Below are 14,221 nucleotides of genomic sequence, written 5' to 3' on the forward strand. Positions count from 1 at the left end.
TGGCCGGGCAGGCCCGGGGCGCCGCCGGGGAGGCCGAGCGCTCCGCCGCGGCCGCGGCCCGCGGCCACCACCTCGCGGCGATGCCCGGCAACCGGGTGCGGGTCGCCGCCGACTGGCTGCTGGACGCCGTACTGCCGCGCCAGGCCGTGCAGTTGGGGCTGGTGCGCTCCTGGTCCGTGCCACTGGACACGGCGTCCCCCGAACTGGCCCGTGTACCCGGACCTCCCGACCCGTCGTCCGGCACGGAGGAGAACTCATGAACACTCGTCGCATCACCGATCTCGCCCGGCAGCTGCGCGTCGACAGCGTCCGCGCCGCCGCGGCCGCCGGATCCGGACACCCCACCTCCTCGATGTCCGCCGCGGACCTGATGGCCGTGCTGCTGGCGGGCCACCTCCGCTACGACTTCGAACGCCCCGCCCATCCCGCCAACGACCGCTTCATCCTCTCCAAGGGACACGCCTCACCCCTCCTCTACGCCGCCTACAAGGCCGCCGGAGCGATCAACGAGACCGAACTGCTCACCTTCCGCAAGCTCGGCAGCCGTCTGGAAGGGCACCCCACGCCCCGTCGGCTGCCCTGGGTGGAGACGGCCACCGGCTCGCTCGGCCAGGGGCTGCCCGTCGGCGTCGGCGTCGCCCTGGCCGGAAAACGGCTCGACCGGACCGGCTACCGCGTCTGGGTGCTGTGCGGCGACAGCGAACTGGCCGAGGGATCGGTGTGGGAGGCCGCCGAGCACGCCGGACACGAGCACCTCGACAACCTGATCGTCCTCGTGGACGTCAACCGGCTCGGGCAGCGCGGACCCACCCGCCACGGCCATGACCTGGACGCCTACGCACGCCGCTTCCAGGCGTTCGACTGGCACACCGTCGAGGTCGACGGGCACGACGTCGAGGCCGTCGAGCGTGCCTACACGGAGGCCGAGTCCACCGCCGGCCAGCCCACCGCGATCATCGCCCGCACCCTCAAGGGCAAGGGCGTCGCCGCGGTGGAGGACCGCGAGGGCCTGCACGGCAAGCCCCTGCCGGACGCCGAGGAGGCGATCGCGGAACTCGGCGGCGTACGGGACGTGCGCGTCGAGGTGCAGCCGCCGCCGGCGGCCCGCATGCTGCACACCGTGCAGGGCGGCCACCTGGAGCTGCCGCGCTACGACATCGGCGGCGAGGTCGCCACCCGAGACGCCTTCGGGCAGGCGCTCGCCGCGCTCGGCGCCGCCCGCGGCGACGTCGTCGTCCTCGACGGCGAGGTCGGCGACTCCACGCGCGCCGAATACTTCGCCAAGGAGTATCCCGACCGCTACTTCGAGTGCTACATCGCCGAACAGCAGATGGTCGCCGCCGCCGTCGGCATGGCCGCGCGCGGCTGGCTGCCCTACGCCTCGACGTTCGCCGCGTTCCTCACCCGCGCCCACGACTTCGTCCGCATGGCCTCGATCAGCGGCTCCGGCATCAATCTCGTCGGCTCCCACGCGGGCTGCGCCATCGGCCCGGACGGGCCCTCGCAGATGGGCCTGGAGGACCTCGCGATGTTCCGCGCGGTGCACGGGTCGACCGTCCTGTACCCGTGCGACGCCAACCAGACCGCCCGGCTCGTCGCCGCGACGGCGGGCCTGGAGGGCATCCGCTATCTGCGCACCACACGCGGGAAGACACCCGTCATCTACGGGCCGACCGAGGAGTTCCCGGTCGGCGGCAGCAAGGTGCTGCGCGCGTCCCCCGAGGACCGGCTCACCCTCGTCGCCGCCGGAGTCACCGTCCACGAGGCGCTGCGTGCCGCCGACGTCCTCGCCGGACAGGGCATCCGGGTCCGGGTCGTCGACCTGTACTCGGTCAAGCCCGTCGACCGCGCGACCCTGCGCGAGGCCGCGGACCGCACCGGCTGTCTCCTCACCGTCGAGGACCACCGCGAGGAGGGAGGACTCGGCGATGCGGTCCTGGACGCCTTCCTCGACGGGCGCCCCGTTCCGCGCCTGGTGCGGCTCGCTGTCCGTACGATGCCGGGCTCGGCGACGCCCGCCGAGCAGTTGCACGCGGCGGGCATCGACGCCGGGTCGATCTCCGCCGCCGCCCGGCTGCTGGTGGAGCACGCCGTCGTGCCGTGACCGCAGGGGGCGACGTGAAAAGGACGCGTCGCGGTCGGCTGATCGCCGCGGGTGAACGGTCGGGCCGAACCCGGCTTCGCATGTTTGTGCGGGTGGGGGTGGGTGCTCGGCGTACGAGGTCGCCGTGACGAGCACATCACGTGCATCGCATTCACAGGATCACCCCAAGCAGTCGGAGAACGGCGCGGCCGGGGGCGGCCGAACCCGATGGAGGTGCTGCGCCGGGCGCGCGCCCAGTTCGAGGAGCCGACCGGCCTGCCCCCCCCCGCGCCCGGTGTGACGGACTCTCCCGGGAGAACGCCGGGTTGCGCGCCCGTCCGGAGCGGCTGGAGGGCACCCGCGGCGAGGAGCAGCTCGAAGGTGCGCGGTCGGCGCGGCGCAGGAAGCGGCCGGCGCGGCGCAGGAAGGAGTCACCGTGACCACCCTCCGGTACGCCTACGCGGTCTGCCCTCCCCTCGCCGCCCCTCTCCGGGCACAGTTGACCGGGGTGGCGGGCGCTCCCGCCGGGCAGTTGGAGCACCAGGGGCTCATCGTCGTCCTCAGCAGGGTCCCGGAGGAGGACTTCGCCGAGGAGCCGCCCAAGGAGCATCTGGAGGACCCGGAGTGGCTGACCGCCACGGCCCGCGCCCACCAGAACGTCATCGACGCGCTCACCGCTGTCACCACTCCGCTGCCGCTGCGGTCGGGCACCGTGTTCCAGGACGACAGCGGCGTCCGAGTGATGGTCGAGGAGCACGAGAAGGAGTTCCGGCACGCCCTGGACCGGCTGAACGGGCGCGTCGAACGGGGGTCAAGGCCTACGTCGACAACGGTGAGGAAGGACCGGCGGAAAGCGGTCCGCCCACCGCGAGGCCCGCGTCCGGAAGCGATTGTCTCCGGCAACGTCGTAGGCGTACCGTGGCTCACGAGGAAATGCGGCAGAAGGCTGATGGATTCGCGCGCCGACTGCATGACCTGCTTTCGGCGCACGCCGAGGATTCCCGACTGCATGCCCCGCAGAGTGCCACGCGTTCCGGTGCCTCAGGGTGCAACGTGCTCAATGCGGCATATCCGGTGCCGCGGGCCCGTTCGGAGGAATTCGTCGAATTGGTGGACCGCACCGGGGACGACGCCCCGGGAATCCGGGTCGAGCCCACCGGTCCCTGGGCGCCCTACTCCTTCACCGGACTGACGGCGGAGGCAGCGGCGTGGGCGCCGTCGAACACCAGGAGGTCGCACCGGTCGACCTGTTCGACCGGCTGCCGGCCGACGGGGTCGTCGTCACCGGTGACGTCACCTTGCGGATCGCCGGCGCCGACCTCGTCCGCACCGATCCGAACGCGCTGGTCAGCTCGGTCAACGCCCGGGTCCCCTCGTCCTGGCCGCAGGCCACGGGACCATGGCCGACAGGACACCCGGCACGCCGTGCAACCGGCCGGACCCGGAGCCCGACACCGTCGGACGGATCAGGAAACCGGCGGCGAAGGGCGGATCACAGGCCGGTCACCACCGATACCATCGACCGCGTCCTCCGGCCGCTGTCGTGCTGTGCACCAGGAATCCAAGCAGCCAGATGACCAGCACCGCCAGCGCGATCCACCACAGCACCTTCACCGCGAAACCGAAGCCGAAGAGAATCACGGCCAGCAGAAGAACCAGCAGGATCGGAACCATAGTGTCAACCTCCTGTCTTCCGGGTTTCCCGAAAAGCAGGAATCAGACGTTCTTTCGGCAGAGGATTTCTCCGTGCAGTACGGAGAACCAGCCGTCCTCCTGCCGCCCCCACTCCCGCCAGGCATCCGATACGGCCCGCAGCCCGTCGGTGGTCGCATGGCCGCCCTCGGTGGCGCGGTCCGCGTACGCGGAGGCGAGCGTGCGGTCCGCCCACAGCCCGCTCCACCAGGCCCGCTCCTCGGCGGTGGCGAAGGTCCAGGTGCTGGAGGTGGCCGTGATGTCCCGCAGGCCCGCCCGCAGCGCCCACGACCTCAGGCGCCGCCCGGCGTCCGGCTCGCCGCCGTTGGCGCGGGCGACCCGGCGGTACAGGTCCAGCCAGCCGTCCAGGCCCCCGGACGCCGGGTACCAGGTCATCGCGCCGTAGTCCCCGTCACGGGCGGCGATGAACCCCCCGGGCCTGGTGACCCGGCGCATCTCGCGCAGTGCCTGCACCGGGTCACCCACGTGCTGGAGCACCTGATGGGCGTGGACCACGCAGAACGTGTCGTCCGGGTACTGGAGCGCGTGCACGTCCGCGACCGCGAAGCCGACGTTGGTGAGCCCGCGGTCCGCGGCCGTGGCCCGGGCCTGCTCCAGGATCTCCGGCGCGCGGTCCACACCGGTCACATGGCCGTCGGGGACCAGCGCCGCCAGGTCCGCGGTGATGGTGCCCGGGCCGCAGCCGATGTCCAGGATCTTCATGTGCGGCCTGATCGAGCCGAGGAGGTACGCCGCCGAGTTGGCGGCGGTGCGCCAGGTGTGCGAGCGCAGCACGGACTCGTGGTGGCCGTGCGTGTAGACGGCCGTCTCCTTCGGCATGACCTTCCTCTTCTCCTCGTACGGCCCCCCGGCGTCGCCGGGGGCGCTGCGCACCACCGTAGGCGCTCATGCCGAATAATGAGACCCGCGTCTTGTGATGCGGACGATGGGCAGGGGTGCTCCCGAGATCACCCGGTGGGGAGCGAGCGGTAGACGGTCAGTGCCTGCGGCAGCTTCTCGAACGTCACCTCCCCCTCGACGCGGGTGACTTCGCCGTCGTACGCGAGGAGTGTGCCCGGGGCCACACCGTCGAGGCTCAGGCGCCGCACACGGACCGCCGCGTGCGACGGGGAGCGGGACAACGGGCCCGCCAGAGCGGCGGCGAGCAGCCGGCCGGCGGGACGGCGGCCGCCGTGCACGACCCGCACGTCGAGCTGTCCGTCGGCCAGGTCGTAGCGGCGGGCGGGTGCCAGCCCCATGCGGTGGTACAGGCCGCTGCCGGCGAACAGCAGCCACAGCGGGCGGGTGCTGCCGCCCACTTCGACGCGCAGCGGATGGCGGTCGGCCCGCAGCACCCGCAGGGCGGCCAGCACACCGGCCGGCCAGCCGCCGATCCGGTGCGCCCAGCGCTCCCGCTCGCGCACCAGCTCCGCATACACCCCCAGGCTGCAGGTGTTGAGGAAGCAGCCGCGGGTCGCGCCCGCGGAGAAACGGCCCACGTCCACGCGGACCGCCTCGCCCCGCCGGAGGGCACCGACCGGCTCGCGGATGTCCTCGATGCCGAGGTCGAGCGCGAAGTGGTTGAGGGTGCCGCCCGGCAGGACGGCGAGCGGGAGGCCGTGGCGCAGGGCGACGTCCGCGGCCGCGTTCACCGTGCCGTCGCCGCCGCACACCCCGAGCACCCGGGCCCGGGTCGCCGCCTTCTCCAACTCGCCGGGCACTTCGGACGGTTCGCACTCGACGGTCTCGGCACCGGGCAGGGCGTCCAGCAGCGCGCCCATGCGGTCCGCGGTCGCCGCGCCCTTGTTGACGACGACCACGAGTCCCGTTCCGTCGGGCAGCGCGGGTGCGTCCGCACGGGGGAGGGCCGGCGGCGGCTGGCCTCGGGGCGGGACGAGACCGCGCACGGCGAAGGCGGCGCCCGCGCCCAGGGCCGCGCCCGCCAGCACGTCACTCGGGAAGTGGACGCCCGTGTAGACGCGGGATACGCCGACGGCGGCGGCGAGGGGGGCGACCGCCGCGCCCCAGCCCCGCGCCTCCAGGGCGACGCCCGTGACGAAGGCGGCGGCCGAGGCGGCGTGACCCGACGGGAACGACGTGGTGATCGGCTGGCGCTTGAGCCGGCGGACCACCGGGACCGGGTCCAGGACCGGCCGGGGGCGGCGCACCGTGCGCTTGCCGAGGGTGTTGATGGTGGCGGAGGCGAGCGCGAGGGAGGCGACCCCCCGGGCGGCGGCCCGGCGGGCACGAGGGGACCGGGTTGCGGTGAGGACCGCCGCGGTGGCGAACCACAGGACGCCGTGGTTGGCGGCACGGCTCAGACGGGGCAGGAGCGGGCCCGCGCCGGGCCAGTGACGGACCGCGATGGCCTCGAACAGACTGCAGTCGGACACGACCAGCCGGTCCCGGAGCGGGTGCCGGCCGGGCGGGCGGAGGGTGAGGTCCACGTCTGGGGTCATGGGCTGCGGGTACCCCGCCTCGGGCGAACCGTGCGGGCCCCGCCGGGCCGGGAGCCGTGCGGGCCCCGCCGCGGCGGGAGCGATAACCGTTTGCCCGGCTCCCGCGCGCCCGCCCACAATGCGCCCCATGGGACACCTCGAAGCCGCGCACCTCGAGTACCACCTCCCGGACGGCAGGACGTTGCTCGGTGACGTGTCCTTCCGGGTCGCGGAGGGCGCCGTCGTCGTGCTCGTCGGCCCCAACGGCGCGGGGAAGACCACCCTGCTGCGGATCATCTCCGGCGAGCTCAAGCCGCACGGCGGCACCGTCACCACCAGTGGCGGGCTCGGCGTGATGCGGCAGTTCGTGGGGTCCGTACGGGACGAGACGACCGTACGCGACCTCCTCGTCTCCGTCGCGCCGCCCCGCATCCGCCAGGCCGCGCGGGCCGTCGACGCCGCCGAGCACGCCGTCATGACCGTCGATGACGAGGCCGCCCAGCTGCGCTACGCCCAGGCCCTCGCCGACTGGGCCGAGGCGCGCGGCTACGAGGCCGAGACCCTGTGGGACATCTGCACCACGGCCGCACTCGGCGTCCCGTACGAGAAGGCCCAGTGGCGCCAGGTCCGCACCCTGTCCGGCGGCGAGCAGAAGCGGCTCGTCCTGGAGGCGCTGCTGCGCGGCACCGACGAGGTCCTGCTCCTCGACGAGCCCGACAACTACCTCGACGTCCCCGGGAAACGATGGCTGGAGGAGCGGCTGCGGGAGACGCGCAAGACCGTGCTCTTCGTCTCCCACGACCGGGAGCTGCTCGCCCGCGCCGCGCAGAGGATCGTCAGTGTCGAACCGGGACCGGCCGGCGCCGACGTCTGGGTGCACGGCGGAAGTTTCGCCACCTACCACGAGGCCCGCCGTGAACGGTTCGCGCGCTTCGAGGAACTGCGCCGCCGCTGGGACGAGAGACACGCCCAGCTGCGCAAGCTGGTGCTGACCCTGCGTCAGGCAGCCGAGAACAACGCCGACATGGCCTCTCGCTACCGCGCCGCGCAGACCCGGCTGCGGAAGTTCGAGGAGGCCGGGCCGCCGCCCGAGCCGCCGCGTGAGCAGGACATCACCATGCGGCTCAAGGGCGGCCGCACCGGCGTACGGGCCATCACCTGCAAGGGACTCGAACTCACCGGCCTCATGGCCCCCTTCGACCTGGAGGTCTTCTACGGCGAACGCGTCGCCGTCCTCGGCTCCAACGGATCCGGCAAGTCTCACTTCCTGCGCCTGCTCGCCGGTGAGGGCATCGCCCACACGGGGGAGTGGAAGCTCGGCGCGCGGGTCGTGCCGGGCCACTTCGCCCAGACCCACGCCCATCCGGAGCTGGAGGGGCGCACCCTGCTCGACATCCTGTGGAAGGAGCACTCCCAGGACCGCGGTGCCGCCATGTCCCGGCTGCGGCGCTACGAACTCACGGGCCAGGCCGAGCAGCCCTTCGAACGGCTCTCCGGCGGCCAGCAGGCCCGGTTCCAGATCCTGCTCCTCGAACTGCAGGGGTCGACCGCGCTGTTGCTCGACGAGCCGACGGACAACCTGGACCTGGAGTCGGCGGAGGCCCTGCAGGAGGGACTGGAGACGTACCAGGGCACGGTCCTGTGCGTCACCCACGACCGGTGGTTCGCCCGCGCGTTCGACCGCTGGCTCGTCTTCGGCGCCGACGGCCGCGTACGGGAGACGACGGGGCCGGTGTGGGACGAGGGGAGGGTGGAGCGGGCGCGCTAGGGGGTGTTTCGAAGGTCCTGTGCGGTGCCCGCGGTGTCCGGTGCGTGCTCTCGGCGTGCCGGACGAAAGCCCTCGTACTGGACGTACTCGGGGTTTCGGCCGGTGCGGCGAGTGGGGGTGCCCCCTGCTCGAAGAGCTTGGGGGAGCGTGCCGGGCGTCTCGACGGGGCAAACGTCGCCTGCCGGGGCACTGGCCAGGGGTTCCCGCGCTATGCCCGGCGCAGCAACGCCCCCACCCCGCCCGCCGGCACCTCGTCCGCCGCGGCGTCCGTCACCGAGACGGCCGCCGCCCCCGTCGCCACCGCCGAGCGCAGCAGCGCGTCGTCCGCGGAGGCCGGGCGTGCCGCTCGCCCGGCGACTCCAGGTCCGTGCGCCGCGCCGCGACCCGGTCCGCCTCCGTTCCGATCCACACCTCACGGTCCGTGTCCGGGCCCTGCGGGAGGACCAGGAGTTCGTCGATCCGGTGTTCGAGTGCCGCCTCGACGACCGCGGGCACGCCCTCGACGGCGCCCGTGCGCCCCTGTCCGTCCGGCGCCCGCGCGGCCAGGAAGCGCTCCAGGTCCTCCGCGGCCCGGCGGTGCGCGTGCCCGGCGCGGATCCGTGCCACGTCCTCGTCCAGCAGCCGGCCGCCCAGGCCGTGCAGCGCCTCGGCCACGTGGTCGGCCACGTGGTCGCGCAGCCGGTGCGGCAGCCGCTCGTGCACGGCGCGCCGCTCGCGATCCCCGGCGACCAGGATCAGCAGGTCGGCGGAGGTCTCCTCCTGGCACACGACGAGCACGTCCGCGATCTCCGCCGCGTTGTGCTCCCTGGTGTTCTCCACCCGCAACCGGAAGTGCCGCACCGACCGGTCCGCGCCGCCCGTACGGTGCACAGGCCACTGCCTCGCGGTCACCGACCCGGCGTCCCGGCCGCCCCACGCCCCGCGCGACTCGAACTCGGCGCCCTTGCGGCCGATGTACGCCACCACGCACACGAGGTCCTCACCCGCCAGATCCGGCAGCGGCGCGGTGTGCGGCAGCGGCGCCCAGCGGGCCGGGCCGTCCGGCGGCGCCGCGGTCAGCGGGGCGTCCAGGACGACCTCGCCCGCACGGGCGAACAGCGCCCTGCCGGGCGGCTTTGGCCACTGCGCCGGCTCCTGCACCGCGGCGCGCACGGCCTCCCACATCGCCTCGTCCGCGCCGCGCTCGGCCGACCCCCGGGCCAGGGCCTGGGCGGTCAGCGCACGCTAGTGGGCCGTGGACTCGGTGTGCCGGGAGGCGCCGACGTATACGGAGGCCCAGGCGCCGGGATGTTCGTACAGTGGATGGAGAAAGGCGAGATCCATGGCTCCCTCCCGGATGCCGCTCGGGTATTGCTTTCCGGGGCGGGTACCCGGACCGCAGCGAGCAATCACGACGAGCGGGGTGCCACCATGACCGGAGTCGACCCGGGCCGCCTGACCGACCAGCAGCTCATGAAGGAGCTGGAGACGATCCACCGCACGCGTCACGACACGCTGCTGTACGGCTCGAACGACGCGCTGCGTGCGCACAACGACCGCATGGCCCAGCTGGAGGGCGAGTATCTGCGCCGCCATCCGCGCCGCCTGATCGTGGCGGGCCGGACGCGTGACGGGGCCCGGGAGCGGGGCCCGGCGATGCCCGAGCCGGGCGCCAGTGCGGAACCCGCCCGCTGAGCGCACGCACCCGCCGGCCCGCCACGGCGTCCCAGGGCGCCGTGGCGGGCCGGCGGGTGCGTCCGAGGCGGCGGCGGGAGGCGCAGCCGCCTCGCCGCTCGGCCTACGCTTCCTACGCGTTCTGCCGGGCGAACTCCGTCAGGATCGCCTCGGTGAACGCCTTCAGATCGCCCGGCTTGCGGCTGGTGATCAGCTTGTTGGGCCCCACGTCGATGCGTACCTGTTCGTCCATCCAGGTGCCGCCCGCGTTGCGGATGTCCGTGCGCAGGCTCGGCCACGACGTCAGGGTCCTCCCGCGTACGACATCCGCCTCGATCAGCGTCCACGGCGCGTGGCAGATCGCGGCGACCGGGCGGCCGTGGGAGAAGAACGCCCGGACGAACTCCACGGCCCGCCGGTCCAGCCGCAGGAAGTCCGGGTTGGCCACGCCCCCCGGCAGGACGAGCCCGTCGAACGACTCGGCACGCGCCTGGCCGACGACCTCGTCCACCGGGAAGGTGTCCGCCTTGTCCAGGTGGTGGAACGCCTGCACATGACCCGGCTTCGTCGACACCAGGACCGGCTCGTGGCCGGCGTCGGCCACCGCCTGCCAGGGTTCGGTGAGTTCGACCTGCTCCACGCCCTCAGGCGCGGTCAGGAAGGCGATACGCATGATGCTCACTGTCCTTTCTGCGGCTGTGTGTTCCCCGGCCCGTCACCCGTACGGCCCCTCACACCCGTGTGCCCCCGGTGGTGCCGCCCGGTGCCGCCCGGCTGATGCCGGCGGGCACCGACGTGGGGTCCTTTGCGACCGCCAGGTGGCCCAGACCCACCACGCCGGCCGGCCGTCCCCGTTCCACGACCGGCAGCCGGCGCACGGCGTGCCCGCGCATCAGCGAGACCGCCGTTGCCACGGGGGCGTCGGGGCCGACGACCACCGGGGCGCGGGTGCACACCGCCTGGGCGCTCACGGTCAGCGGCGCGGCGCCGTCCGCGACGGCCCGCAGCGTGACGTCACGGTCGGTGATCACACCGAGGACCCTCCCGCCATCGCCGCCGAGGACGTCCCCGACATCCTGCGCACGCCTCGGCTGCGCCGCCTCGGCGAGTGAGACGTCCGGAGGGACCGCCACGACGCCCGGTGCCATGGCCTCCCTGGCGAAATCACCCATGGCCTGATCCCTTCCCGCCGTCACGGCCGCGGACGGCGGCTAATCGTTCGGCGGGCCGCCCTGCGTCCGTACGACGGCCTCGGCGAGCTCCTGGGCGTTGGCGAAGCGCGCGGAGCGCGACAGCCGCCTCAGCGGCTCGACGAGCGCGTCCGGTGCGTACCTGCTGCGCAGTGCGTCGATCAGCTCGGACGGCCCCGCCGGAAACGCGGTACGGCCCAGGACCCGCGCCAGTTCGTAGCGCACATCGGCCACGGACCGCGCATCGGGCGGAACCACTGGACCGGCCCAGGCGGCGGGGTCGTCGTCGGCGGTCGGCTCCGGGTCGTACCACTCCTCGGTCCGGGTCGGGTGACCGGACCGCAGCAGCCCTTGCAGTTCGTGCTTCATCTCGTCGTCGCGGTGGACGTTCAGCCGGTCGCTGCCTCGTTGCATGACTCCCTCCAGATCTTCGGGGTCCCCCGCGTACCCGGTGGACGGGGATCGACACGGGAGACCCGGCGGATGGCCGGGCCCTAGCCGCGGGAGCGCCCGGGCAGGAACTCCTGCACCTTCGCCTTGAAGCCTTGGCGGACCATGGACCCGCGGTCCGCGTCGCCTTTCAGGATCGAGGCCGCCGTGGACTCCATCTGCTGCCAGGTGGCGTGCGGCGGGATCGGCGGCACCGCCGGGTCCGTGAGGAACTCGACGACCGCCGGGCCGTCGGCGTCGAGGGCCGCGTGCCAGCCCGCCTCCACGTCCTCCGGCTTCTCCACCCGGATGCCGGTCAGCCCGAGGGAGCGGGCGAACGACGCGTACTGCACGTCGGGGATCTCCTGGGAAGGCAGGAAGGAGGGAGCGCCCTCCATGGCCCGCATCTCCCAGGTGACCTGGTTGAGGTCATGGTTGTTCCACACACCCACCACCAGCCGCGGGTCCTCCCAGCGGTCCTGGTACTTCGCCGCAGTGATCAGCTCCGCGAGCCCGTTCATCTGCATCGCCCCGTCACCGACCAGCGCGATGGCCGGACGGTCCGGGTGGGCGAACTTCGCGCCGATCGCGTACGGCACCCCGCAGCCCATCGTCGCCAGGGTCCCCGACAGCGAGGCCCGCATCCCCGGCCGCATCGTCAGGTGCCGTGCGTACCAGTTCGCCACCGAGCCCGAGTCCGACGTCACGATCGCGTTGCCCGGCAGCAGCGGGTCCAGCGCCCGGGCCACGTACTCCGGGTTGATCGGGTCCGCGGACAGTTCCGCCCGCTTGCGGATCACGTCGCGCCAGCGCGCCACGTTCGCGCACACGGTCTCGTGCCACTCGCGCCCGCGGTCCCTGTCCAGCAGCGGGATCAGGCGCTGAAGGGTGGCCTTCGCGTCACCGACGAGATTCACCTCGTACGGATAGCGCATCCCGACCATGTGCGGGTCGATGTCGATCTGCACGGCCCGCGCCTTGCCGAAGTCCGGCAGGAACTGGGTGTACGGGAACGAGGAACCGATCGTGAGCAGCGTGTCGCAGTCGCGCATCAGCTCGTAGGAGGGGCGCGTGCCCAGCAGGCCGATCGAGCCGGTCACATACGGCAGTTCGTCGCTCAGCACGTCCTTGCCGAGCAGCGCCTTCGCCACGCCGGCGCCCAGCACCTCGGCGATCCGCTCCACTTCCGGCTGCGCCCCGGCCGCACCCTGGCCGATCAGGATCGCCGCCTTGGCGCCCGAGTTGAGGACCTCGGCGGCCCGCTCCAGCGATCGCGGCGTGGGCAGGGCCGTCCACGCGCTGCGGTCCAGGCTGGAGGGCACCATCTTGAAGGCGTGCGTCGGCGGTGAGTAGTCCAGCTCCTGCACGTCCCCAGGGATGATCACCGCGGTGGGCGCGCGGCGCGCGTACGCGGTGCGGATCGCGCGGTCCAGGACGTTGGGCAGCTGTTCGGGGACGTTCACCGTCTCCACGAAGTCCGAGGCCACGTCCTTGAACAGGGTGTGCAGATCCACCTCCTGCTGATAGGAGCCGCCCATCGCCGTGCGGTGCGTCTGGCCGACGAGCGCGAGGACGGGGACGTGGTCGAGCTTGGCGTCGTACAGGCCGTTGAGCAGATGGATCGCACCGGGTCCCGACGTGGCCGCGCACACTCCGAGACAGCCGCTGAACTTGGCGTAACCGACCGCCTCGAAGGCCGCCATCTCCTCGTGCCGCGCCTGGAGGAAGCCCGGCCGGTCCTCGGCGCGTCCCCAGGCGGCGAGCAGGCCGTTGATGCCGTCGCCGGGATAGCCGAAGACGTGCTCCACGCCCCACTCGCGCAGGCGCTCCAGGACATGGTCGGCGACCTTGGTGCTCATCGGGGACCTCCCGTGGGAAGAGGGGCGTGGGGATCGCCCCTGTCGAGTCACCCGGGCCGTGCGGGGAAAACCTGCCGTGACGCCCACGATGGCACGGCCGGCCCATGCCGGCCCGGTTGCGTGGCCGGCCCGGTCGCGTGGCCGGACCGGTCGCCGGGCGTCCGGTGTTTGCGGCGCATGCCGGGGGGCAGGCGGTTTTCCAGTGCTTCGGACAGGAGGCACGTCCGTGGGAGCGGTGGATCCCTGCCACGGGTGTGCGTCCGTCCGGGTGCCCCCTCCCACGGTGACCGTCCCCCAAGGCAGCAGCTAGGGAGTTGCGACGCACCATGCGAAACCGAGTGAGCGCGAAGCACCACCCCCACGACGACGCCCCCGACACGGCCGACGCCTTCCGCCGGCTCGGCGAGCTCCCCCCGGGCAGGGAGCGCGACACACTCCGCGACGAGATCGTCGAGGCGTGGCTGCCCATGGCCGAACGGCTCGCAGGGCGCTTCCGCAGTCGCGGCGAGAGCCACGAGGACCTGCGGCAGGTGGCGGCGCTCGGCCTGGTCAAGGCCGTCGACCGGTACGACCCCGGGCGCGGCCACGCCTTCGAGAGCTACGCCGTCCCCACCGTCACCGGGGAGATCAAGCGCCACTTCCGCGACCACATGTGGACCCTGCACGTGCCGCGCCGCGTCCAGGACCTGCGCAACCGGGTGCGGTTCGCCTGCCAGGACCTCTCGCAGACGGTCTCGGGCCGCAGGCCCACCGTCGCCGAGATCGCCGAGCACGCGCGGATGAACGAGGAGGAGGTCCTGGTGGGCCTCGAGGCCCTGGAGAGCTTCACCGCGCTCTCACTGGACGCCGAGCTGCCGGGCAGCGAGGACGGCTACTCGCTCGCCGACGCCCTCGGCCACCCCGACCCCGCGCTCGACACGGTCGTGGACCGCGAGGCCGTCAAGCCCAGGCTGCGGGCCCTGCCCGAGCGTGAGCGCGCGATCCTGTACATGCGGTTCTTCGACGACATGACCCAGAACAGCATCGCCGAACGCCTCGGCATTTCCCAGATGCACGGACTCCGCTGGCGAATTTATGATCTGCCCGGGTTGTTCAAGTAGACGGAAACA

Annotated in this window: 11 protein-coding genes and 4 pseudogenes; 7 read left to right on the plus strand and 8 right to left on the minus strand. The window is 73.1% G+C overall.

The window, feature by feature from the left end; genetic code table 11:
• The 4 genes and pseudogenes from ACFSL4_RS21975 to gvpJ all read left to right on the plus strand — a co-directional run.
• Positions 1 to 260: pseudogene (locus ACFSL4_RS21975) on the plus strand (hypothetical protein); the annotation flags it as partial.
• On the plus strand, positions 257 to 2,104 hold the full coding sequence (locus ACFSL4_RS21980) for a transketolase (protein ID WP_381085524.1): 1,848 nt from the start codon (positions 257 to 259) through the stop codon (positions 2,102 to 2,104). The pseudogene ACFSL4_RS21975 and the gene ACFSL4_RS21980, both read left to right, overlap by 4 nt.
• Before the next feature lie 415 nt (positions 2,105 to 2,519).
• Positions 2,520 to 3,283 (plus strand): annotated as a pseudogene (locus tag ACFSL4_RS21985) (GvpL/GvpF family gas vesicle protein); the annotation flags it as partial.
• A gap of 8 nt (positions 3,284 to 3,291) precedes the next feature.
• Positions 3,292 to 3,471, plus strand: a pseudogene (gene gvpJ, locus ACFSL4_RS21990) (gas vesicle protein GvpJ); the annotation flags it as partial.
• 115 nt (positions 3,472 to 3,586) lie between these two features.
• On the opposite strand, the gene ACFSL4_RS21995 reads toward gvpJ, so the two are convergent.
• The 3 genes from ACFSL4_RS21995 to ACFSL4_RS22005 all read right to left on the minus strand — a co-directional run bounded on the left by ACFSL4_RS21995 (position 3,587) and on the right by ACFSL4_RS22005 (position 6,234).
• On the minus strand, positions 3,587 to 3,757 hold the full coding sequence (locus ACFSL4_RS21995) for a hydrophobic protein (protein WP_381085527.1): 171 nt from the start codon (positions 3,755 to 3,757) through the stop codon (positions 3,587 to 3,589).
• Positions 3,758 to 3,799: 42 nt separating this feature from the next.
• Positions 3,800 to 4,615: a class I SAM-dependent methyltransferase gene (locus tag ACFSL4_RS22000; RefSeq protein WP_381085553.1), complete on the minus strand. Its 816-nt coding sequence runs from the start codon at positions 4,613 to 4,615 to the stop codon at positions 3,800 to 3,802.
• A 128-nt stretch (positions 4,616 to 4,743) separates the two neighbouring features.
• Positions 4,744 to 6,234, minus strand: coding sequence for a bifunctional phosphatase PAP2/diacylglycerol kinase family protein (locus tag ACFSL4_RS22005; RefSeq protein ID WP_381085530.1), 1,491 nt, complete (start codon positions 6,232 to 6,234; stop codon positions 4,744 to 4,746).
• A gap of 127 nt (positions 6,235 to 6,361) precedes the next feature.
• Here ACFSL4_RS22005 and ACFSL4_RS22010 point away from each other — a divergent pair, with 127 nt between their 5' ends.
• A complete protein-coding gene (locus tag ACFSL4_RS22010) occupies positions 6,362 to 7,981 on the plus strand; it encodes an ABC-F family ATP-binding cassette domain-containing protein (RefSeq protein WP_381085532.1) in 1,620 nt (539 codons plus the stop codon).
• Positions 7,982 to 8,189: 208 nt separating this feature from the next.
• On the opposite strand, the pseudogene ACFSL4_RS22015 reads toward ACFSL4_RS22010, so the two are convergent.
• Positions 8,190 to 9,304, minus strand: a pseudogene (locus ACFSL4_RS22015) (baeRF2 domain-containing protein).
• 87 nt (positions 9,305 to 9,391) lie between these two features.
• Here ACFSL4_RS22015 and ACFSL4_RS22020 point away from each other — a divergent pair.
• Positions 9,392 to 9,655 (plus strand): DUF6158 family protein, encoded by a 264-nt coding sequence (locus ACFSL4_RS22020; RefSeq protein ID WP_381085535.1) that lies wholly within the window; start codon positions 9,392 to 9,394, stop codon positions 9,653 to 9,655.
• Positions 9,656 to 9,767: 112 nt separating this feature from the next.
• On the opposite strand, the gene ACFSL4_RS22025 is transcribed toward ACFSL4_RS22020, so the two are convergent.
• The 4 genes from ACFSL4_RS22025 to ACFSL4_RS22040 all read right to left on the minus strand — a co-directional run bounded on the left by ACFSL4_RS22025 (position 9,768) and on the right by ACFSL4_RS22040 (position 13,112).
• On the minus strand, positions 9,768 to 10,307 hold the full coding sequence (locus ACFSL4_RS22025) for a type 1 glutamine amidotransferase domain-containing protein (RefSeq protein WP_381085538.1): 540 nt from the start codon (positions 10,305 to 10,307) through the stop codon (positions 9,768 to 9,770).
• A gap of 58 nt (positions 10,308 to 10,365) precedes the next feature.
• Complete coding sequence (locus ACFSL4_RS22030) at positions 10,366 to 10,806, minus strand: CBS domain-containing protein (protein ID WP_381085541.1); 441 nt, start codon at positions 10,804 to 10,806, stop codon at positions 10,366 to 10,368.
• 39 nt (positions 10,807 to 10,845) lie between these two features.
• Entirely contained in the window at positions 10,846 to 11,238 is a 393-nt protein-coding gene (locus tag ACFSL4_RS22035) for a DUF2795 domain-containing protein (RefSeq protein WP_381085544.1), read from the minus strand.
• 80 nt (positions 11,239 to 11,318) lie between these two features.
• Positions 11,319 to 13,112 carry a thiamine pyrophosphate-requiring protein gene (locus tag ACFSL4_RS22040; protein ID WP_381085547.1) on the minus strand — a complete coding sequence of 598 codons (1,794 nt, stop codon included), beginning with the start codon at positions 13,110 to 13,112 and terminating at the stop codon, positions 11,319 to 11,321.
• 326 nt (positions 13,113 to 13,438) lie between these two features.
• On the opposite strand from ACFSL4_RS22040, the gene ACFSL4_RS22045 reads away from it, so the two are divergent.
• Positions 13,439 to 14,212 carry a SigB/SigF/SigG family RNA polymerase sigma factor gene (locus tag ACFSL4_RS22045; RefSeq protein WP_381085550.1) on the plus strand — a complete coding sequence of 258 codons (774 nt, stop codon included), beginning with the start codon at positions 13,439 to 13,441 and terminating at the stop codon, positions 14,210 to 14,212.
• The last annotated feature ends 9 nt before the right edge of the window (positions 14,213 to 14,221 follow it).

Source organism: Streptomyces caeni, from assembly GCF_042678285.1.
In the GTDB taxonomy this organism is placed as follows: domain Bacteria; phylum Actinomycetota; class Actinomycetes; order Streptomycetales; family Streptomycetaceae; genus Streptomyces; species Streptomyces caeni.